Origin of the sequence: Burkholderia stabilis, assembly GCF_001742165.1 — a bacterium.
Taxonomy (GTDB): Bacteria; Pseudomonadota; Gammaproteobacteria; order Burkholderiales; family Burkholderiaceae; genus Burkholderia; species Burkholderia stabilis.
Window position 1 is genome coordinate 484,606 of record NZ_CP016443.1, and the last position, 18,383, is coordinate 502,988.

Genomic DNA, 18,383 nt, shown 5'->3' on the forward strand with positions numbered 1-18,383 from the left:
GATCGGCGCGGTCGGCCTGATCACGATCGCGCGGCGCCCGCGCCGCATTCGCTGCGGCAGGTGCTGGCCGAACCGCGTACCTACCTGTTCGCCTTCATCTATTTCTCGCTGACCACCGCGCTGCTGATGCTGCTGTTCTGGATGCCGCTGATGATCCGCGAATTCGGCATTCACGATGTCGTGCAGATCAGCCTGCTGTCGGTGGTGCCGAACGCGATCGGCGCGGTCGGCCTGATCACGATCGCGCGGCGCTCGGACCGCAAGCGCGAGCGGCGCCGGCATTTCGCCGCGTGCGCGTTCGGCGGCGCGGTGGCGCTCGCGCTGCTGACGCTGCACCTGCCGAGCATCGTCGTGATGATGGCGCTGCTGTCGGTCGCGGCGATGCTGATCTTCGCCGCCCATCCGGTGTTCTGGGCCGTGCCGTCCGCGTATTTCTCGGGGGCGGGCGCGGCGGGCGGGATCGCGCTGATCAGCAGCATCGGCGTGTCCAGCGGGATGATCACGCCCTGGCTCGTCGGGCTGATCCGCACGAGAACCGGCAGCATGGACCCGGCGATGCTGATGATCGCGGCGTTGCTGGCCGCGTGCGCGGTCGCGATGCTGGCGGGCGTGCGCGCGACGCCGCGTGAAGGCTCGGCGTGACGCCGCCGGCCGCGTGGTGCTTCAGTGGAAATACAGATAGAGCCCCGGCAGGACGAGCAGGCCATGCAGCGCCAGGGCGCTTTTGATCGCGGCGCCGCGCGCCTGCAGATCGATCGCCAGGTACGCGATGCCCGCGGCGAACCCGATGACCGATATCGCGGCCGCACCGACCAGTGCGGTGACGACCGCGCGAACGCCGGCATACGGATCTTCCATCGAGCTGGCAGCCATGTAGAAAACCAGCAGTGCCAGCAACTCGATGAGCGCGACGCCGAGCAGGCAGGACGGGATGAGTCGTTTGGACAGGGTCATGAGGCGGCATTCGTCAGATCGATGCGCAAGCCTACATGATCGTTCGACGCGAAGGAACGGGCGGGGCCGGTCATGGCCGCGTTGCCGGATGCGTAGCGGCCCGTCGCGCGGACCGAACCTTCCCGGGTCATGCCCGATACACCTCGATCCGGTTGCGGCCGCGTTCCTTCGCGAGATAGAGCGCCTTGTCGGCGCGGGACAGCGACTGGTACGCGCCGAAGTCCGACTCCCGCATCGCGTCGATGCCGATGCTGACGGTCAGCGCGACCTGCTGGTCCTCGTGCATCAGCCGCGCCTGTATCGCGCGCTGCTGCAAGCGCAGCGCAAAGGCGAACGCCGTATCGAGATCCGACCTCGGCAGCACGATCGCGAACTCCTCGCCGCCGACCCGGCCGACGATGCCGTCGGGCCCGGCTTCCGCCAGCAGCAGGCGCGCGAAATGCCGCAGCGCGCGATCGCCGAGCGGATGGCCCCAACGGTCGTTCAACGCCTTGAAATGATCGAGATCGAGCATCAGCACCGCGGCGGCCTCGCCGGTCGCGCGCACGCAACGCAGCGCGGCTTCGCTTTGCCGCATGAACGCATGGCGGTTCGACAGTTGCGTCAGATGGTCGGTCGTCGCCATCCGGTGCAGTTCGGCCTCGATGTGCTTGCGCTCGGTGGCATCGGTGATGAAGCCGTGCCACACGGTGCCGCCGTCGGGCGTGCGTTGCGGGCGCGCGTCGCCTTCGCGCCACCGCAGGCCCTGGCCGGGCAGCAGCACGCGGTATTCGAGACGCCACGGCGTCAGACGTACCGACGAATCGTGCAGCGACTGCCGGTAGGCGGGGAGGTCGGCCGGATGAATCCGGGCCTCGACCGTTTCCGCGTTGCGTGCGATCTGCTCGGGCGTCAGTTCGTAGATGTCGCTGACCCCCGCGCTCGCATAGGAAAAGAACCGGTGCCCGTCGGCCGCCTGCCGCAGCTGAAACACGAGCCCGGGAACCTGGTCGGTCAGGTTCGTGATGAGCGCGGCCGAATCGCGCAGCGCCGTGATGTCCGTGGTCGTGCCGACCATGCGCAGCGCCCGGCCGTGGCTGTCGCGGCTGATCACCTTGCCGCGGCTGCGAATCCACTTGTACGTGCCGTCCTTGCAGCGGATGCGGTGCTCGACCTCGTAGCTGGCGGTCCGGTGCTCGAAGTGCGAGCGCATCGCGGATTTCACGTCGTCGACGTCGTCGGGATGCAGCCGGTCGTACGCGTCCTCGATCCGGTTGCTCAACTCGTGCGGCGCGTAGCCGAGCATCGCCTTCCACGTCGGCGAGTAATGGATTTCGCCGGTTTCCACGTTGCGGTCCCACACGCCGGTGCCGCTTTCGGTCAGCGCGAGTGTCGTCAGCGTGCTGTGTTCCTCGACCCGCACGAGCCGTTCGCGCAAGGCGGCCTCCGTGACGGCGCGGGCGAGCGCGCGTTCGGCGAGCGTGGCGAGGTCGCGCAGCAGCGCGCATTGCGCGGCGTCGAGCGTCAGGTCGGTGTCGTGCGCGACGCACAGCGTGCCGAGTGCGGTGCCGTCGGGCGCGGCCAGTTCGCAGGTCGCGACGACATGCGGCTCGCGGGGCAACGCAGGCACGTCAGGCGTGTCAGCCGTGTGACGCGCGCCGTCGGCGCATGGCAGGCTGCCGTTCGCGCCTTGCACTGCGATGCGTCGGCCGGAAGACGGATCGTGCGAGGCGGGCGGCAGGAAAAAATCGGCGGAAAGCGGATCGGGTAGCGGCTCGGGCAGCGTGCCGTCGGCGGCCAGCACGCGTTGCGCGCCGGCTTTGATACACGCAATGAACACGCCGGCTGTGCCGAAATGCGCGCGCGCGACTCGGCAGACGGTCTCCAGTTCGGGCAGCGGCGGGAGCGCCGGCGGACTGTCGGCCGCGACGCGCGCGGTAGCCGGCGCGTCGCCGGTTTCGGTGATGAACATACGGAACCGCATGGTCGAATTCCGCAACGGACGATTGCCCGGATGATCGGACGGATCGCGCCGATATGGCGCTGCTTCAAATACTGCAGCGGTAGAGCTTACTGTTGCGCGAAATACATGGCAAGCGGGCATAAATCGATGCCCGGTGTTATCCATTCGCGCGGCAGGAGAAGGAATTCGCGGCGGTTTCCCGGCGCTCCGGCGCCGGGTTTTCCGTCGGACGAAAGACGGCGTCAACACGCGTCCGGAAATGCGTCGCCGAACATCGGATGGCCGCCGGCCGATTCGGCGCGCGTGGCCTCGTTCTGCAGCACGTCCCAGTGCTCGACCAGCTTGCCGCCCTCGATCCGCAGGATATCGAGCGCGATCAGCGCGACGGGGCTGGCCGAGTGCGTGTACCGGCTGTGTACCCACACGAAGTCGCCGCTGGCGGCAACCCTGTCGTACTCGAAACGCAGGCCGGGCATCGAATCGACCAGGCCGAACAGCCCGTCGCGGCCGGCCGGCACGTGCTGGCTGTGCTGCACGTAGTCGTCGGCCCAGAATTGCGCGGCCCGGTCGTAGTCTTTCCGGTTGAACAGCGTATCGAGCGCTTCGAGGACGAAGGCCGTGTTTTTCTCTTCCAGTGCGGTAGTCATGATGGGGGCTCCGATGGCGGGTTTCCGCGCGATGTCATTCGACGGGAATCGGGTTGTCGACGATGAACTGATTGAATTGCTCGACGAACGCGTGCTCGTTCGGCCCCGCGTTGTCGCGCAACGGCCTGGCCGCTTCGACGACGATTTCCGTCGTCGCGGTTTCGAGCAGCGTCAGCGTTTCGGCGACGAACGCGTCGACCGGCATCGCGCGCGGGTCGCCGCTCTTGTGCACGAGATCGGTATCGACCCACGGCGGCGCGATTTCGAGCACGCGCACGCTGGTGTCGCGCAACGCGAAGCGCTGCGACAGCGTGTACGAGTGAATCGCGGCCTTCGTCGCCGAATAGAGGGCCGTCGCGGCCAGCGGGACATACGCGAGCACCGAGCTGTTGTTGATGATCGTCGCGTCGGGTTGCCGCTTCAGATGCTCGACGAATGCCGCGCTGACGCGCACGGGGCCGAGCAGGTTCGTGTCGACGAGGCGCACGGCCTGTTCGTCGTCGAGCGGGCCGCCCGCGTCGTCGAACGGCATGATGCCGGCGTTGTTGATCACGACGTTCAGCGCCGGATAACGTTCGATCAACCGGGCCGCGACTGCGCGGATCTGCGTGCCGTCGCCGACATCGAGTTCGACCGTGTCGATATTCGGGTGCTGTTGCGCGATCTCGTCGAGCAGCGCCTTGCGCCGGCCGGCGACGATGACCTTGTTGCCGCGCCGTTCGAGCGCGATCGCGAGCGCGCGGCCGATGCCGGAGGTGCCGCCGGTAATGAAAATGGTATTGCCGCTGGGTTTCATGATGTGTGCTCCATGTGTCTGGCTGGATAGCGGAGAAGCGGAAACGGGAATCAGTGCGCCGGCGCGTAGCGCGGCGCGGGCGTATCGGCCGACAGGTGCGGCGCCATCGTGCGGCGCGCGGCCTCGTAGGCGTCCCATTCGTCGCCTGCGTGCAGCGACGGAATCGTCACGAGTTCGCCGCGATCGAAGCCGACCAGCGCCGCGTCGACCATGTCGGGCGCCGACATCACGATCTCCTTCGGCAGGTGCTCGATCGGCAGGCCGCCCGTTTGCCAGAAATCCGTGGCCGTCGCGCCGGGCAGCACGGCCTGCACCTGCACGCCGTTGCCGGCGAGCTCGTGATGCAGCGACTGGCTGAACGCGAGCACGAACGCCTTGCTGCCGCCGTACACGCCGTTCAGCGTTTCGGGCGAGATCGCGACGATCGACGCAATGTTGATCACCGCGCCGCGGCCGCGTGCGACGAAGCCGGGCACGGCCGCATAGGTCAGCCGGGTGAGCGCGGTCACGTTCAGGTCGATCATTCGCGTCATCGCGTCGACGTCGCTGTCGAGCAGCGGCGTATGCGTGCCGATGCCCGCGTTGTTCACGAGCAGCGTGATGCTCGCGTCCTCTTTCAGCTTCGCCTCCACGGCGGCGAGCGCCGCGCGGTCGTTGAGGTCCGCGTCGACGATTTCGACGCTGCGCTGCGTGTCGTTCGTGATGCGCTCGGCGAGGGCGGCCAGCCGGTCGCGGCTGCGCGCGACGAGGATCAGGTCGTAGCCGCGGCGCGCGAGCCGGTCCGCGTAGATGGCGCCGATACCCGACGATGCGCCGGTAATGAGGGCGGTACCGCGATGGTCTTGGGTCATGATGTCGCTCCGTTTCGTTGAAGTTGGCCGAATGGCGTGAATGCATTCTGGCTTCGAATCGCCGCGACACAAATGACGTAGATAGGTATGATTCAGGACATCGGGCCGACCACCACGCCCGGGACCGGAGAACACGCATGCACCGAATCGGCTTTCTGATCAGCGACGGTTTCCAGATCATGGCGCTCGCCGCGCAGTCGGTGTTCGAGTACGCGAACATGGGCGCGGGCGAGCCGTTCTACGTGATGGACAACTATTCGGTCGATGGCGGCGACGTGCGCTCGTCGCTCGGGCTGTCGGTCGCCACCCGTGCGCTGCGGGGGCGGATCGACGTCGATACGTGGATCGTCGCGGGCGTCAACGATCCGTTCGCATCGCCGGCGCCGGCCGGCGTCGTCGCGTTCCTGCGCCGCACGAACGCGCGCGCACGGCGGATCGCCGGCATCTGCACGGGCGCGTTCGTGCTGGCTGAGGCCGGACTGCTCGCGCAGCGCCGCGCGACCACGCACTGGGCGTATGGCCGCGACATGCAGCGGCATTACCCGGAGATTCGCGTCGAGGAAGACCGGATCTATATCGTCGACGGTCCGATCTGGACCTCGGCCGGGATGACGGCCGGTCTCGACCTGGCCCTCGCGATGGTGGAAAAGGATCTCGGCGCCGATGCCGCGCGTTCGGTCGCACACAAGCTGGTGATGCACCAGCGCCGGGCCGGCGGCCAGTCGCAGCATTCGGAAATGCTGGAGCTCGCGCCGAAATCCGACCGGATCCAGAACGCGCTGAACTACGCGCGGCAGAACCTCGGCCGCGCGCTGACCGTCGAGGATCTCGCCGATGCGGTCCACCTGAGCCCGCGCCAGTTCAGCCGCGTGTTTACGCTGGAAACGGGGCAATCGCCCGCGAAGGCGATCGAGCGACTGCGGCTCGAAGCCGCGCGGCTGATGATCGAACAAAGCCGCCATCCGCTCGACGTGGTCGCGAAGGAGAACGGTTTTCGCGACCGCCGGCACATGCGCGAGGCATTCGTGCGCGGGTTCGGCGTGCCGCCGCAGGCGATGCGCCGCGACGCGCGCGTGGACGAGCGCGAAACGGGCTGACGCGCCGACGCGAGCCGTTCGGCGCGGGACGGAAAAATCGCGCAGAATCTCGTCGACATTCTTCGCGAGGAGACACGATGTACGCCGCCCCGTTCAACATTGCGATTCCCGATCATGCGCTCGAGGACCTGCACCGACGCCTGCGCGACATGCGCGTACCGGTGCTGACACCGGCCGGGTCGTGGCAGCAGGGTATCGACGGCCCGTGGCTGCGCGAGCTGACCGCATACTGGGCCGACCGTTTCGATTGGCGTGCCGCGGAGCGCGCGCTGAACCGGCTGCCGCAGTTCGTCGCAGACGCAGGCGGGCAGCGCGTGCATTTCATCCATCGACGCGGCGTCGGGCCGAGGCCGTATCCGCTCGTCGTCACCCACGGCTGGCCGGGCTCCGTATTCGAATTCGAGGCGCTGATCGATCGCCTCTGCGACCCGGCGGCGTTCGGCGGCGATCCGGACGACGCGTTCGACGTCGTCGTGCCGTCACTCCCGGGCTTCCTGTTCTCGCCGGCGCCTGAAGCGCCCGGCATGTCGGCATTTCAGGTCGCCGACCGCTGGGCGGCGCTGATGTCCGGTCTCGGATATCGACGCTTCGGCGCGCAGGGCGGCGATCTCGGCGCAGGCGTGTCGATTGCGCTCGGCGCGCGACACGCCGACGTGGTGGACGGTATCCATCTGAACTACCTGCCCGGCAGTTACGCACCGCCGACGGACGAGGCTTCGCCGCTGACCGAGGACGAACGGGCCTTCCTGACGCGGGGCGGCGAGTGGGCCGCGCTGGAGGGCGGATACGCGCATATGCACATGACGAAGCCGCAGACGCTGGCCGTCGCGCTCAACGATTCGCCGGCCGGGCTGGCCGCGTGGATCGCCGAGAAATTCCGCGCGTGGAGCGATTGCGACGGCGACGTCTCGCGACGGTTTTCGCACGACACGCTGCTGACCGGAATCTCGCTCTACTGGTTCACTGGCTGCATCGGCTCGTCGATGCAGATGTATTGGGAAAACCGGCTGCAACCCATGCGCTTCGCGGCCGGGCAACGCCTGGCGGTGCCCGTCGCGTTTGCGCGTTTTCCGAAGGAAATCAACTGCCCGCCGCGCAGTTGGCTCGAACGGGTGTTCGACGTCGTGCAATGGGCCGACATGCCGCGCGGCGGCCATTTTGCCGCACTGGAAGAGCCGGACCTGCTGGCCAGCGATATTCGGCGATTTTTCCGACGTTTTCGGTGATGCGCGGGCAGGCCGGGGAGGCGGGCGAAGCGCGCCGGCGGTCAAACGCGCATCAGCGCAAGCCGGCGCCATGCGGATCGCGACGCGCCGCCGCCGCTTGTCCTAACGCGTGACGAACGGCGCCGCATCTTCCGGCGCAGTGCGCGCATGCTTGCGCTGGCGCAGCAGCGCGACGCGGCAGTTCTCGCGCGCGGATTCGCGGCCATCGTCGTCGAGCAGCACGAGATCGCCCCGCATCACGTTGAGCGTGATTACGTCCTCGCCCGGCGCGCCGAGCGTTTCCGGCGTATGCACCGAGCCGGCCGGTTCGAGCACCGTCGAGCCGGCGTGCGCGACCCAGTCGTATTCGAGGTAGCGCCACGCGCCCTGCAGCGTGTGGACGAACACCTCGCCGTCATGACGGTGGCGCGGCAGCGTGCCGCCGGCCGGCATCTTCAGCAGCGCAGTCAGCGTGTCCTCGGCCGCATTGATGTGCAGGTACTTGATCGCCAGCCCCGGCAGGTCGGCACTCATCGGCAGCCACGGCAATGCTTCGCCGGGCAGGCACGAGATCGGCGGCAAGTCGGTGGGGAGCGGGGCGGACGGCTGCGTCATGGCGGAAGGCGGAGCGGAAATGGGGAGCCCGCATTATCGCAGAGCCGCTTCGTGCAACCGAACCGGTGATGGCCGGTCGTGCCGTTCATCACGGGAGTCATATGATCGGCTCACCGATATATACAGTAAAACTGTACAGTTTTTCTGTATACGTGCTATCGTGCGCCGATGAACACGCCATCTTCGCCCCCCGAAACACCCCAACTGGCCGGTCTCGCCGGCGAACTCCGCATCTCGGTCGGCAAGCTGATGCGACGGATGCGCGAGCAGACCCACCCGAACGACCTCACGTCCTCCCAGAAATCGGTCTTGCTGCGGCTCGATCGCGACGGCCCCGCGACCGTGTCGGCGCTCGCGCGCGCCGAAAGCGTGCGCCCGCAGTCGATGCGCGTGACGGTCGCGACGCTGGAGGCGCTGGGCGCCGTCAGCGGCGCGCCCGATCCGACCGACGGCCGGCAGACCTTGATGACGCTCACGCCCGGTTTCCGCAAGGTGCTGCAGGCCAACCGCGCGGCCAAGGACGACTGGCTGTTCCGCGCGCTGCACGCGCAGTTGTCGGAAGCGGAGCAGGCCGAACTCGCGTCGGCCGTGAAGCTGCTGCAGCGGCTCGCCGAATTCCAGGACCCGGCGCGCCCGTGAACCGTATCGACCGGCTTGGCCGGAGGACAGCCTGAACATGAACATCCTGCATCTCGTGTCGTATTTCTTCGGCGGCGCGTTTCTCGCGAACGCCGTCCCGCATCTGGTCAGCGGGCTGCGCGGCGAACCGTTCCAGACGCCGTTCGCGAATCCGCCCGGCCGCGGGCTGTCGTCGTCGACCGTGAACCTCGTCTGGGGTTTCGTGAATCTCGTGCTCGGTTACGTGCTGGTCTGCCGGACCGGCGCCTTCGACCTGAAGGTGTCCGCCGACGTGGCCGCGCTCGGCCTCGGCGCGCTCGTGCTCGGCCTGCATCTCGCACGGCACTTCGGCGCGCTGCACGGCGGCAACGACCCGGAGCGGGAGCAGCCATGAGCGTGCCGGCGGCAGGCGTATTCCGTTCGCTTCGCAGTTTCAACTATCGCGTATGGGCGATCGGTTCGCTGGTGTCGAACATCGGCACGTGGATCCAGCGCACCGCGCAGGACTGGCTCGTCCTCACGCAGCTCACGCATCACGACGCGTCGGCCGTCGGCACGGTGATGGCGCTGCAGTTCGGTCCGCAACTGCTGCTGTTGCCGTGGACCGGCTACGCGGCCGACCGCTTCGACCAGCGCAAGCTGCTGATGACCACGCAGGCGTTGATGGGCGTGCTGGCGCTGGCGCTCGGCGTGCTGACGGTCACGGGCGCCGCGCGGCTCGAGCACGTGTACGTGTTCGCGTTCCTGTTCGGCTGCGCATCGGCATTCGATGCGCCCGTGCGGCAGACCTTCGTCGCGGAACTGGTCGGCGATCGCGAACTCGCGAACGCGGTCGCGCTCAATTCGACGTCGTTCAACGCGGCACGGATGATCGGGCCGGCCGCGGCCGGTTTCCTGATCGCGTCGGTCGGCACGGGCTGGGCGTTCCTCGCCAACGGGATCAGCTTCTTCGCGGTGCTGGCGTCGCTGTTGCTGCTGCGGGAGGACGAACTGCGCGCGAACGTGCGGGCGAGCCGCGCGCGCAGCAGCCTGCTCGACGGGTTCCGCTACGTATGGCACCGCGCGGACCTGACGGCGATCCTCGTGATGCTGTTCCTGATCGGCACGTTCGGGCTCAATTTCCAGCTGTTCATCTCGACGATGGCCGCCAGCGTGTTTCACGTCGATGCGCGCGGGTTCGGCTTTCTTTCGTCGATGATGGCGGTCGGCACGATCTCGGGCGCGTTGCTTGCGGCGCGCCGCGAGCAGCCGCGGTTCCGGCATCTGTGGATCGGCGCCGCGCTGTTCGGGCTCGGCTGCACGTTTGCCGCGCTGGCGCCCAGCTACTGGCTGTTCGCCGCCGCGCTGGTGCTGACCGGGATCGCCGCGATCACCTTCATGAACTCGACCAACAGCCTGATGCAACTGTCCACCGAGCCGGCGATGCGCGGCCGCGTGATGGCGCTGCGCCTCGCGGTTGCGCTCGGCGGCACGCCGATCGGCGCGCCGGTGGCCGGCTGGGTCGCGAATCACCTCGGCCCGCGCTGGGCGCTCGGCGTCGGCGCGGCATCCGGTTTCGCGGCCGCGCTGGTCGCGACGCATTTCGTGAAGCGCAACCGCGACAAGCTGCGCGCAGGCGGCGCGGTCGATCAGGGCGACCGCGCGTGACGTAACAGGGCGGGGATGACGGTGCCGCTGCGCCTGCCCGTCCCATATTCGCGATGCGGGCGCGTGCGTCGGGCCGCCGAGCGTCCCGCTCGCGCGATGCCGCACGACGCACAGCCGGGAACCGGATTCCGCGCGTCAGCCGCCTACGCGGCCGGCCGCGCTTCGGCGTGCGCGGCTTCGAGGCACGTCTGGAACAGCAGCGCGGCCCGCGACGGCCGCGGCGAGCGTCGCAGCAGGCTCACGAACCGGCACCGGTAATTGAACCGCTGCGGTGCGATCGACTGCATCAGCCCCTTGTTTTCGAAGCTCTCCGCGTAATGGTCGGGCAGGAAGCCGAGATAACGACCCGACAGGATCAGCGTCGCGATCGATTCCTGGTCCGACGCGGTCGCGCTGCGCGTGAGCTTCGCGCGATGGCTCAGTTCCATGTTCGGCGAATGGAAGCCGAGCCCCGCGAACGCATGGTTGCGGATCGTCGTCCACGTGAGCTTGCCGTGCGGCGCATCGAAAAGCGGATGCTGGCGGCCGCAGTAGAGCAGCATCCGTTCGTCGAACAGCTCCGAATACACGAGGCTGCCCGAATTGCGGTGCGCGGGAATGATCCCGACCTGATAGCTGCCGTCGATGATTCCGCGCTCGACCTCGTTGATCGACGCGACGTGCAGGTTCAGCGCGACGTCGGGCGCTTCGTCCGCGAATTGGCGGATCGCGTCGCCGAGGCGCGCATTCGCGTTGGTGGCCGTCTTGTCGAACACCGCGACGTGCAATTCTCCGCCCATCCGGTCGTGAATACCGTCTATCCTGCTTCGAAATGCTTCCATCGACGCGAGCAGCCGCAGCGTCTCCTCGTACACCGTCTGGCCCTCGGGTGTCAGCGTGAAGCCGGCGCGGCCGCGCCGGCACAGCACGAGGCCGACGCGCGTTTCCAGATCCTTCACGTGCCGGCTGATCGTCGAGATGCCGATATTCAGTTCCAGTTCGGCCGCCGCCATTCCGCCGCACTGCACGACGCCCTTGAAGACCCGCAGCAGGCGGAGATCCATGTCGCTGAGCTGCCCGAGCAGCGCGCGGCTCTTCGGTTTCTTTGCTTGCATAGTTGCGCAAGTGAACATTGATATTGCGATATTGAAGAGACTAATTGGCCTCCCGACAATGCGCAACATCATCACAAGAAGGAGGGGCGCGCCGCGCCGACCGACATGACCGACATCACCACCGCCGCGCAGGACGACACGACCATCCGCACCGACGCCGCCTGGCTCGACGCGCACTGGATGCCGTTCACGGCCAACCGCCAGTTCAAGGCCGATCCGCGCATGATCGTGTCGGGCAAGGGCGCGTATTACACGGATGCCGAAGGCCGCAAGATCTTCGACGGCCTGTCGGGCCTCTGGTGTACGGGCCTCGGTCACGGCCGCACGGAAATCGTCGAGGCGGTGAGCCGCCAGGTCGCGCAGCTCGACTACGCGCCGGCGTTCCAGTTCGGCCACCCGAAGTCGTTCGAACTCGCCAACAAGATCAAGGACCTGACGCCGGCCGGCCTCGACTACGTGTTCTTCACGGGTTCGGGCTCGGAAGCGGCCGACACCTCGCTGAAGCTGGCCCGCGCGTACTGGCGCGCGAAGGGCAAGGGTACGAAGACGCGCCTGATCGGCCGCGAGAAGGGCTACCACGGCGTGAACTTCGGCGGCATCTCGGTCGGCGGGATCGGGGCGAACCGCAAGCTGTTCGGTCAGGGCCTCGACGCCGATTTCCTGCCGCACACGCAACTCGCCGAGAACAAATTCTCGCGCGGGATGCCCGAGCACGGCGCCGAGCTGGCCGACCGCCTGCTCGAGCTGATCACGCTGCACGACGCGTCGAACATCGCGGCCGTGATCGTCGAGCCGTTCTCCGGCTCGGCGGGCGTGGTCGTGCCGCCGAAGGGCTATCTGAAGCGCCTGCGCGACATCTGTACCGCGCACGACATCCTGCTGATTTTCGACGAGGTCATCACGGGCTTCGGCCGCGCCGGCGCGATGACGGGCGCCGATGCGTTCGGCGTGACGCCGGACATCCTGAACTTCGCGAAGCAGGTCACGAACGGCGTGCAGCCGCTCGGCGGCGTGATCGCGACGAAGGAAATCTACGACACGTTCATGGCCGCGGGCGGCCCCGAATACATGCTCGAGTTCCCGCACGGCTACACCTATTCGGCGCACCCGGTTGCATGCGCGGCCGGCGTCGCGGCGCTCGACCTGCTGGTGAAGGAAGACGCGGTGGGCCGCGTGCGCGAACTCGCGCCGCATTTCGAGGCGGCCGTGCACGGTCTGAAGGGCCAGCGCCACATCACGGACATCCGCAACTACGGGCTGGCGGCCGGCCTGACGATCGCCGCGCTGCCGGGCGAACCGGCACGGCGCCCGTACGAGATCGCGATGCGCTGCTGGGCGAAGGGCTTCTACGTGCGCTACGGCGGCGACACGATCCAGCTCGCGCCGCCGTTCATCTCCGAGAAGCGCGAGATCGACAATCTGGTCAACGCGCTGTCCGACGCGCTGAACGAAGTGGACTGAGCCGCTCGTCCCCGAGAAACAACCGAATTCACGAAAGAGCACGAACGATGAAACACGACAGCAATGTGACCTCCACCGTCGGCCACCTGATCGACGGCAAGCGTGTCGACGGCGGCAGCCGCGTCCAGCCGGTGTTCGACCCGGCCACCGGCGAATCGCACAAGAGCGTCGCGCTCGCCGACAAGCTGACCGTCGAAGCCGCGATCGCCTCCGCGCAAGCCGCGTTCCCGGCATGGCGCAACACGCCGCCGCTGAAGCGCGCCCGCGTGATGAGCCGCTTCAAGACGCTGCTCGAGGAGCACGCCGACGAGCTCTGCGCGCTGATCACGGCCGAGCACGGCAAGGTGCTCGCCGATGCGATGGGCGAACTGCAGCGCGGGATCGAGAACGTCGAATACGCGACCTACGTGCCCGAGCTGCTGAAGGGCGAGCACAGCAAGAACGTCGGCCCCGCGATCGATTCGTGGAGCGAGTTCCAGGCGCTCGGCGTGGCGGCCGGCATCACGCCGTTCAACTTTCCGGTGATGGTGCCGCTGTGGATGTGGCCGATGGCCGTCGCGTGCGGCAACACGTTCGTGCTGAAGCCGTCCGAGCGTACACCGTCGTCGACGCTGCGCATGGCCGAGCTCGCGCTCGAAGCCGGCCTGCCGCCGGGCGTGCTGAACGTCGTGAACGGCGACAAGGAAGCCGTCGACACGATCCTGACCGACCCGCGCGTGAAGGCCGTGAGCTTCGTCGGCTCGACGCCGATCGCCGAATACATCTACTCGACCGGCTGCGCGCACGGCAAGCGCGTGCAGGCGCTCGGCGGCGCGAAGAACTTCGCGGTCGTGATGCCCGACGCCGACATCGGCAACGCGGTGAACGCGCTGATGGGCGCCGCCTACGGTTCGTGCGGCGAGCGCTGCATGGCGATTCCGCTGGTCGTCGCGATCGGCGACGAGACGGGCGACAAGGTCGTCGCGGGCCTGAAGGCCGAGATCGACAAGATGAAGGTCGGCCCGGGCAACGGCGCGGGCGTCGACATGGGTCCGCTCGTCACGCAGCAGCATTTCGAGAAGGTGACGGGCTTCGTCGAAGCGGGCGTGGAAGCGGGCGCGACGCTCGTCGTCGACGGCCGCAGCGTGAAGGTCGACGGCCATGACGGCGGCTACTACCTCGGCCCGTGCCTGTTCGACAACGTGAAGCCCGGCATGCCGATCTACCAGCACGAGATCTTCGGGCCCGTGCTCGGCGTGATCCGCCTGAAGTCGCTCGACGAGGCGATGGCGCTGATCGACGCGCACGAATACGGCAACGGCACGTGCCTGTTCACGCGCGACGGCGAGGCCGCGCGCTACTTCAGCGACAACATCCAGATCGGCATGGTCGGCATCAACGTGCCGCTGCCGGTGCCGGTCGCGTATCACTCGTTCGGCGGCTGGAAGCGTTCGCTGTTCGGCGATCTGCACGCATACGGCCCGGACGCCGTGCGGTTCTACACGAAGCGCAAGACGATCACGCAGCGCTGGCCGTCGGCCGGCGTGCGCGAAGGGACGGTGTTCAGCTTCCCGTCGAACCGCTGACGCGCGTTCCGGCCGCATGCAAAACTCGCCCGTCGGCGAGCGATGCAGCGCGGCCGCCGCGAAAGCCCGCCCCGATCGACGATCCGGGCGGGCTTTTTTACGTCCTCGCCGGCGGCGGGCGACGCCGCGGAGGCATGCTTACGGCGCAACCACGTGCCACATGTCCTTGAAGTTGTCGCCGTTGCGGTCGCCCTGTTTCATGTCCTTCGAGAAGAAGTACAGCGGCTTGCCCTTGTAGGCCCATTGCGGGCTGCCGTCGTCGCGCTTGACGATCGTGTAGGGCCCGACCGGAACGTCGGTCGCACTGGCCTTATACGGCGGCCAGAACGATTCGCACTGGCCGGTGCACGCGCTGGTGCCGGCGTTGGCTTTGTCCTTGTCGAACACGTAGACGGTCATTCCGTTCGCGGCGACGAGCGCGCCGTTTTCGACTTTCGTGATCGAGCCTTGAGCCGAGGCCGAAGCGGACGCAATGGCGAGCAGGGCGGAACTGACGAGCAGCACGGCTTTCATGAATGCCTCCTTGGATTCCGGTGGGCGGGCGCGATCACGCACGGGCGAGCGTGCACGGGAATCGCGATGAATGGTGCCGGAACGCGGCGCCGTCGTCGCCGGTGCGAGCGACGCAAGGTCGGATGGCGGCAAACGGGGGCGCTTCATTCAACATAGGCGGTTTTTGGCGGGGCTGCGAGAAGATCGGGGGCGTATCGGCCGTGTGTCGGCATCACGCGACGGCGTGGCGCGCGCCATTGCGCGGCGGGATTCGGTATCTGTCCCCGAGCGAGCATCCGGTGCCCGGCGACGCGTCAGCGGCGCGCGCGATTGGTCAGCGCGACGCCCGCGATTACGAGTGCACCGCCGGCCAGCATCGACTTCGACAGTGGCTCGCCGAGCAGCCCGACCGACAGCAGCACGCCGAACACCGGCACCAGGTTGGTGAACACGGCGGCGCGGGCCGGCCCGAGTTCGCGGATGCCCTGCGAATACCAGACGAACGCGACCACCGTGCCGATCGCGCCGAGGTAGATCATCGACGCGACGGCCTGCCACGTCAGCGGCGCGCTGCCGCTCGCGTGCGAGCCGAACAGATGCGCAACGACCAGCAGCGCGAGGCCCCACAGCGTCGCGTACGTCGTGGCCGCGAGCGGCGACAGCCCGTCGAGCGCGCGCCGGCCGATCACCGTGTAGGCGGCCCAGCTCAGTACCGCACACAACATGTAGCGTTCGCCGGCCCCGAACGTGTTGCCGAGATCCGTCAGCACGCGCAGCAATTCGCCGCGGCTGATCACGACCACCGCGCCGAACAGCGCGACGGCGATGCCGGCCCAGCGCGACAGCGACAGGCGCTCCCGCAAGACGACCGACAGCAGCACGGCCGTCGCGACCGGATTGAGCGCGACGAACAACGCGGTGCGTCCGGCCGGCATCCGCGCGAGCGCCGCGAAAAAGCACACGTTGTACAGGAAGATGCCGGTCGCGCCGAGCCCGAAGGTCGTGACGATCTGGCGGCCGCTCAGCTTCGGCAGCCTGCCTTCGATTTTCCACGTCAGCACGGTCAGCAGCAGCGCGGCGATCGCGAAGCGGCCGGTGGCCGCGCCGGTCGCGGACATCGACGCGGCCAGGATGCGCCCCGCGATGAACGTCCCGCCCCAGAACAGCGCGACGAGCGTGAGCTTCACGTAGATGGCCGCGTGCGGCCGGGTAGCGGCGATGGCGGCGGGCGGGGCGGGTGCGTTCATGAGGCGTGATCTCTCGTCAAGCGCCTGAGGCAAGGCGTGCGCGACCGCGCACGGCGGGCGGTGCGCGAACCGTGCGGTGGCTGGCTTGCAGGCTGATTCAGCGGGGATGGAAGCAGGTAGCGGCGCGGAAACGGGCGCGTGCCGTCAGCGAAACACGGGCGCCGATGCGAGCGCCGTCAGCACCACCGGCATCGCGAGCGCCGCGGCGATCGTCTGGAACGCGGTGATGCCGGCCATCAGCGGCGCATCGCCGCCGAGCTGGCGCGCCATGATGTACGACGCCGACGAGGTCGGCAGCGCCTGGAACAGCAGCGCGACCGTCAGTGCCGCGTCGCCGAGCCCGAACGCGCGGCCGGCCGCGAGCGTGATCAGCGGCATCGCCAGGAACTTGAACGCCGACGCGATGCACACCGGCCGCAGCCACGCGCGGGCCGCGTCGAATTTCAGCGCCGCGCCCACGCACAGCAGGCCGAGCGGCATCGACGCGGCGCCGAGCGCGCGCACGGCCGGCTCGACGGCCACCGGGAACGTGACGCCGCCGGCCTGCATCGCGATCCCGAGCGCGCACGCGACGACGAGCGGGTTCGACAGGATTTGCCGTGCGAGCGCCGCCGCGCCGAGCCGCGTGTCGCCGTAGCGCGCGAACACCAGCACGCACATCAGGTTGACGGTCGGGACGATCGCCGCGACGCACACGGCCGCGAGCGCGATGCCTTGCGCGCCGAACAACCCGGCGGCCAGCGCGGTGCCGACATAGTTGTTGAAGCGCACGGCGCCCTGGAACACCGACGTGAAGCCGGCGCCGTCGACCCGGACGAACGGGCGGACCAGCAGAAGAAGCGCCGCGACGAGTGCGGTCGAACCGACCAGCGCCGCCGCGAGCGGTAAAACGGGAAGCGATTGCAGCCGTGCGGTCGCGAGGCCGTCCGCGAACAGCGCGGGCAGCAGCACGTAGTAGCAGAGGCGCTCGGCGTGCGGCCAGAACGCATCGGCGATGAAACCCGTGCGCCGCAGCCCGTGGCCGAATGCGACCAGCAGCGCGACCGGCGCCAGCGCGAGCAGGATCGGGCCGATCATCGGCGCGCCTTCACGCGCGCCGCGTCGAGCGGCAGGCAGGCGGAGCGGCGGAACGAGGCGGGAATCCATCCGGCGGGCAACATGGCGACACGCAATCGAAAGAGTGACGATGCCGCCAAGTTAACACGCGCAAGCAACAGGAATAATTGTTAATTATCGGGTGTTCAATGAGAAATTCTCATCGATGACGCGGTGACTTCGGTGGCCAGCGCGCGGGCGAAACGCTCGGCCGGCCGCGACTGGTGTTCGAGCAGGACGACCGCGCGCCCCATCTGCGGCTGGCCGAACGGCAAGCGCGTGACGGGCGGCAGGCGCGCGAGCGTCGAATCGGGGAGTGCGACGATCGCCGCGCCGAGCCCGCGCGCGACCATGCGCGCGATCGTTTCGGCGCTGTCGAGCACCATCTCTTCACGCACGCGCACGCCGATGCGTCGCAGCTCGGCGGCGATCATGCGGCCGGCCCAAGCCTGCGCGTCGAAGCGGATGAACGGCAGCGCTTCGAGCAGCGTGCCCGCGTCGCGCTCCGCATATTCCGGCGGCGCGAGCAGCCAGAAACGATCCTCGTACAGCGTGGTCCACGTCAGTTCCGCCGGGTGCGGGCGCACGGGGCGCGTCGTGATCGCCGCATCGAGTTCGCCGGCCGCGACGCGGTTCGCCAGTTCGGCCGACATGCCGGCCGACACGTGCACGCGCAGCGACGGATGCGCGTCGCGCAGCGCGAGCAGCGCGTCGGGCAGCGGGCCGGACAGCGCCGTCTGGATCGCGCCGATCCGCAGGCGGCCGACGAGCTTCTTTTCGTCGCTGAGCGCATCGGGAATCCGGTCGACCATCGCGAGCACCTGCTCGGCCTGCGCGAGCAGGATGTTGCCGGCTTCGGTGAGCACCGGCTGACGGCGCGACCGGTCGAACAGCTGCACGTTGTATTCGCTCTCCAGCGTCTTGATCTGCAGGCTCACAGCGGACTGCGTGAGCCCGATGGCTTCGCCGGCGCGTGCGAAAGTCCGGTATCGGGCGATCGCGACCAGCGTTCTGAATGCGCGTAGTGACATGGGCGAGGTGACGTGAGAGGCTGGAC

General features: G+C 68.3%; 18 protein-coding genes and 1 pseudogene. 8 read left to right on the forward strand and 11 right to left on the reverse strand.

The annotated features are described in order from the left end of the window. Positions 1-30: 30 nt before the first annotated feature. Positions 31-642: pseudogene (locus tag BBJ41_RS20230) on the forward strand (MFS transporter); the annotation flags it as partial. Between the two features lie 21 nt (positions 643-663). Here the strand turns inward: BBJ41_RS20230 and BBJ41_RS20235 are convergent. From BBJ41_RS20235 to BBJ41_RS20255, 5 genes are all read right to left on the reverse strand, one after another. Continuing rightward, positions 664-954: a hypothetical protein gene (locus BBJ41_RS20235; RefSeq protein WP_069748119.1), complete on the reverse strand. Its 291-nt coding sequence runs from the start codon at positions 952-954 to the stop codon at positions 664-666. Between the two features lie 127 nt (positions 955-1,081). Continuing rightward, a complete protein-coding gene (locus BBJ41_RS20240; protein ID WP_236872109.1) occupies positions 1,082-2,917 on the reverse strand; it encodes a sensor domain-containing diguanylate cyclase in 1,836 nt (611 codons plus the stop codon). A 221-nt stretch (positions 2,918-3,138) separates the two neighbouring features. Next, positions 3,139-3,543, reverse strand: a complete 405-nt coding sequence (locus tag BBJ41_RS20245) for a nuclear transport factor 2 family protein (protein WP_069748121.1) — start codon at positions 3,541-3,543, stop codon at positions 3,139-3,141. 34 nt (positions 3,544-3,577) lie between these two features. Further along, positions 3,578-4,339: an SDR family oxidoreductase gene (locus BBJ41_RS20250; protein ID WP_069748122.1), complete on the reverse strand. Its 762-nt coding sequence runs from the start codon at positions 4,337-4,339 to the stop codon at positions 3,578-3,580. Between the two features lie 50 nt (positions 4,340-4,389). Beyond that, positions 4,390-5,190, reverse strand: a complete 801-nt coding sequence (locus tag BBJ41_RS20255) for an SDR family NAD(P)-dependent oxidoreductase (protein WP_069748123.1) — start codon at positions 5,188-5,190, stop codon at positions 4,390-4,392. A gap of 137 nt (positions 5,191-5,327) precedes the next feature. On the opposite strand from BBJ41_RS20255, the gene BBJ41_RS20260 reads away from it, so the two are divergent. Beyond that, entirely contained in the window at positions 5,328-6,287 is a 960-nt protein-coding gene (locus tag BBJ41_RS20260; RefSeq protein ID WP_069748124.1) for a GlxA family transcriptional regulator, read from the forward strand. Between the two features lie 77 nt (positions 6,288-6,364). Next, positions 6,365-7,513, forward strand: coding sequence for an epoxide hydrolase family protein (locus BBJ41_RS20265; RefSeq protein ID WP_069748125.1), 1,149 nt, complete (start codon positions 6,365-6,367; stop codon positions 7,511-7,513). Between the two features lie 102 nt (positions 7,514-7,615). Here the strand turns inward: BBJ41_RS20265 and BBJ41_RS20270 are convergent, their stop codons facing one another. Then, positions 7,616-8,107 (reverse strand): 2,4'-dihydroxyacetophenone dioxygenase family protein, encoded by a 492-nt coding sequence (locus BBJ41_RS20270; protein ID WP_069748126.1) that lies wholly within the window; start codon positions 8,105-8,107, stop codon positions 7,616-7,618. 168 nt (positions 8,108-8,275) lie between these two features. Here BBJ41_RS20270 and BBJ41_RS20275 point away from each other — a divergent pair, with 168 nt between their 5' ends. From BBJ41_RS20275 to BBJ41_RS20285, 3 genes are read left to right on the forward strand one after another with little or no spacing between them, the layout of a single operon-like run. Then, positions 8,276-8,746, forward strand: coding sequence for a MarR family winged helix-turn-helix transcriptional regulator (locus BBJ41_RS20275; RefSeq protein WP_069748127.1), 471 nt, complete (start codon positions 8,276-8,278; stop codon positions 8,744-8,746). 37 nt (positions 8,747-8,783) lie between these two features. Beyond that, the gene (locus BBJ41_RS20280) at positions 8,784-9,119 is read left to right on the forward strand and encodes a hypothetical protein (RefSeq protein WP_069748128.1); all 336 of its coding nucleotides are present in this window, start codon (positions 8,784-8,786) and stop codon (positions 9,117-9,119) included. Next, on the forward strand, positions 9,116-10,372 hold the full coding sequence (locus BBJ41_RS20285; protein WP_069748129.1) for an MFS transporter: 1,257 nt from the start codon (positions 9,116-9,118) through the stop codon (positions 10,370-10,372). The genes BBJ41_RS20280 and BBJ41_RS20285 overlap by 4 nt, the downstream gene beginning before the upstream one ends. 143 nt (positions 10,373-10,515) lie before the next feature. On the opposite strand, the gene BBJ41_RS20290 is transcribed toward BBJ41_RS20285, so the two are convergent. Continuing rightward, complete coding sequence (locus BBJ41_RS20290; RefSeq protein ID WP_069748130.1) at positions 10,516-11,466, reverse strand: LysR family transcriptional regulator; 951 nt, start codon at positions 11,464-11,466, stop codon at positions 10,516-10,518. A 105-nt stretch (positions 11,467-11,571) separates the two neighbouring features. On the opposite strand from BBJ41_RS20290, the gene aptA reads away from it, so the two are divergent. Then, positions 11,572-12,927, forward strand: a complete 1,356-nt coding sequence (aptA, locus tag BBJ41_RS20295; RefSeq protein WP_069748131.1) for an omega-aminotransferase AptA — start codon at positions 11,572-11,574, stop codon at positions 12,925-12,927. Positions 12,928-12,974: 47 nt separating this feature from the next. After that, positions 12,975-14,492 carry a CoA-acylating methylmalonate-semialdehyde dehydrogenase gene (locus tag BBJ41_RS20300; RefSeq protein WP_069748132.1) on the forward strand — a complete coding sequence of 506 codons (1,518 nt, stop codon included), beginning with the start codon at positions 12,975-12,977 and terminating at the stop codon, positions 14,490-14,492. 138 nt (positions 14,493-14,630) lie between these two features. Here BBJ41_RS20300 and BBJ41_RS20305 read toward each other — a convergent pair whose 3' ends face one another. The 4 genes from BBJ41_RS20305 to BBJ41_RS20320 form a co-directional block, all read right to left on the reverse strand. Further along, positions 14,631-15,005 (reverse strand): COG4315 family predicted lipoprotein, encoded by a 375-nt coding sequence (locus BBJ41_RS20305; protein ID WP_069748133.1) that lies wholly within the window; start codon positions 15,003-15,005, stop codon positions 14,631-14,633. Positions 15,006-15,298: 293 nt separating this feature from the next. Then, positions 15,299-16,231: a DMT family transporter gene (locus BBJ41_RS20310; RefSeq protein ID WP_069748134.1), complete on the reverse strand. Its 933-nt coding sequence runs from the start codon at positions 16,229-16,231 to the stop codon at positions 15,299-15,301. Between the two features lie 144 nt (positions 16,232-16,375). Continuing rightward, complete coding sequence (locus tag BBJ41_RS20315; protein WP_069750279.1) at positions 16,376-17,308, reverse strand: AEC family transporter; 933 nt, start codon at positions 17,306-17,308, stop codon at positions 16,376-16,378. Positions 17,309-17,472: 164 nt separating this feature from the next. Beyond that, positions 17,473-18,357, reverse strand: coding sequence for a LysR family transcriptional regulator (locus BBJ41_RS20320; protein WP_069748135.1), 885 nt, complete (start codon positions 18,355-18,357; stop codon positions 17,473-17,475). Between the last annotated feature and the right edge of the window lie 26 nt (positions 18,358-18,383).

What these genes read in the sequence shown, in the direction of transcription:
- BBJ41_RS20235 (WP_069748119.1), bottom strand. Translation starts at nt 954, where the DNA reads ATGACCCTGTCCAAACGACTCATCCCGTCCTGCCTGCTCGGCGTCGCG.
- BBJ41_RS20240 (WP_236872109.1), bottom strand. Translation starts at nt 2,917, where the DNA reads ATGCGGTTCCGTATGTTCATCACCGAAACCGGCGACGCGCCGGCTACC.
- BBJ41_RS20245 (WP_069748121.1), bottom strand. Translation starts at nt 3,543, where the DNA reads ATGACTACCGCACTGGAAGAGAAAAACACGGCCTTCGTCCTCGAAGCG.
- BBJ41_RS20250 (WP_069748122.1), bottom strand. Translation starts at nt 4,339, where the DNA reads ATGAAACCCAGCGGCAATACCATTTTCATTACCGGCGGCACCTCCGGC.
- BBJ41_RS20255 (WP_069748123.1), bottom strand. Translation starts at nt 5,190, where the DNA reads ATGACCCAAGACCATCGCGGTACCGCCCTCATTACCGGCGCATCGTCG.
- BBJ41_RS20260 (WP_069748124.1), top strand. Translation starts at nt 5,328, where the DNA reads ATGCACCGAATCGGCTTTCTGATCAGCGACGGTTTCCAGATCATGGCG.
- BBJ41_RS20265 (WP_069748125.1), top strand. Translation starts at nt 6,365, where the DNA reads ATGTACGCCGCCCCGTTCAACATTGCGATTCCCGATCATGCGCTCGAG.
- BBJ41_RS20270 (WP_069748126.1), bottom strand. Translation starts at nt 8,107, where the DNA reads ATGACGCAGCCGTCCGCCCCGCTCCCCACCGACTTGCCGCCGATCTCG.
- BBJ41_RS20275 (WP_069748127.1), top strand. Translation starts at nt 8,276, where the DNA reads ATGAACACGCCATCTTCGCCCCCCGAAACACCCCAACTGGCCGGTCTC.
- BBJ41_RS20280 (WP_069748128.1), top strand. Translation starts at nt 8,784, where the DNA reads ATGAACATCCTGCATCTCGTGTCGTATTTCTTCGGCGGCGCGTTTCTC.
- BBJ41_RS20285 (WP_069748129.1), top strand. Translation starts at nt 9,116, where the DNA reads ATGAGCGTGCCGGCGGCAGGCGTATTCCGTTCGCTTCGCAGTTTCAAC.
- BBJ41_RS20290 (WP_069748130.1), bottom strand. Translation starts at nt 11,466, where the DNA reads ATGCAAGCAAAGAAACCGAAGAGCCGCGCGCTGCTCGGGCAGCTCAGC.
- aptA (WP_069748131.1), top strand. Translation starts at nt 11,572, where the DNA reads ATGACCGACATCACCACCGCCGCGCAGGACGACACGACCATCCGCACC.
- BBJ41_RS20300 (WP_069748132.1), top strand. Translation starts at nt 12,975, where the DNA reads ATGAAACACGACAGCAATGTGACCTCCACCGTCGGCCACCTGATCGAC.
- BBJ41_RS20305 (WP_069748133.1), bottom strand. Translation starts at nt 15,005, where the DNA reads ATGAAAGCCGTGCTGCTCGTCAGTTCCGCCCTGCTCGCCATTGCGTCC.
- BBJ41_RS20310 (WP_069748134.1), bottom strand. Translation starts at nt 16,231, where the DNA reads ATGAACGCACCCGCCCCGCCCGCCGCCATCGCCGCTACCCGGCCGCAC.
- BBJ41_RS20315 (WP_069750279.1), bottom strand. Translation starts at nt 17,308, where the DNA reads ATGATCGGCCCGATCCTGCTCGCGCTGGCGCCGGTCGCGCTGCTGGTC.
- BBJ41_RS20320 (WP_069748135.1), bottom strand. Translation starts at nt 18,357, where the DNA reads ATGTCACTACGCGCATTCAGAACGCTGGTCGCGATCGCCCGATACCGG.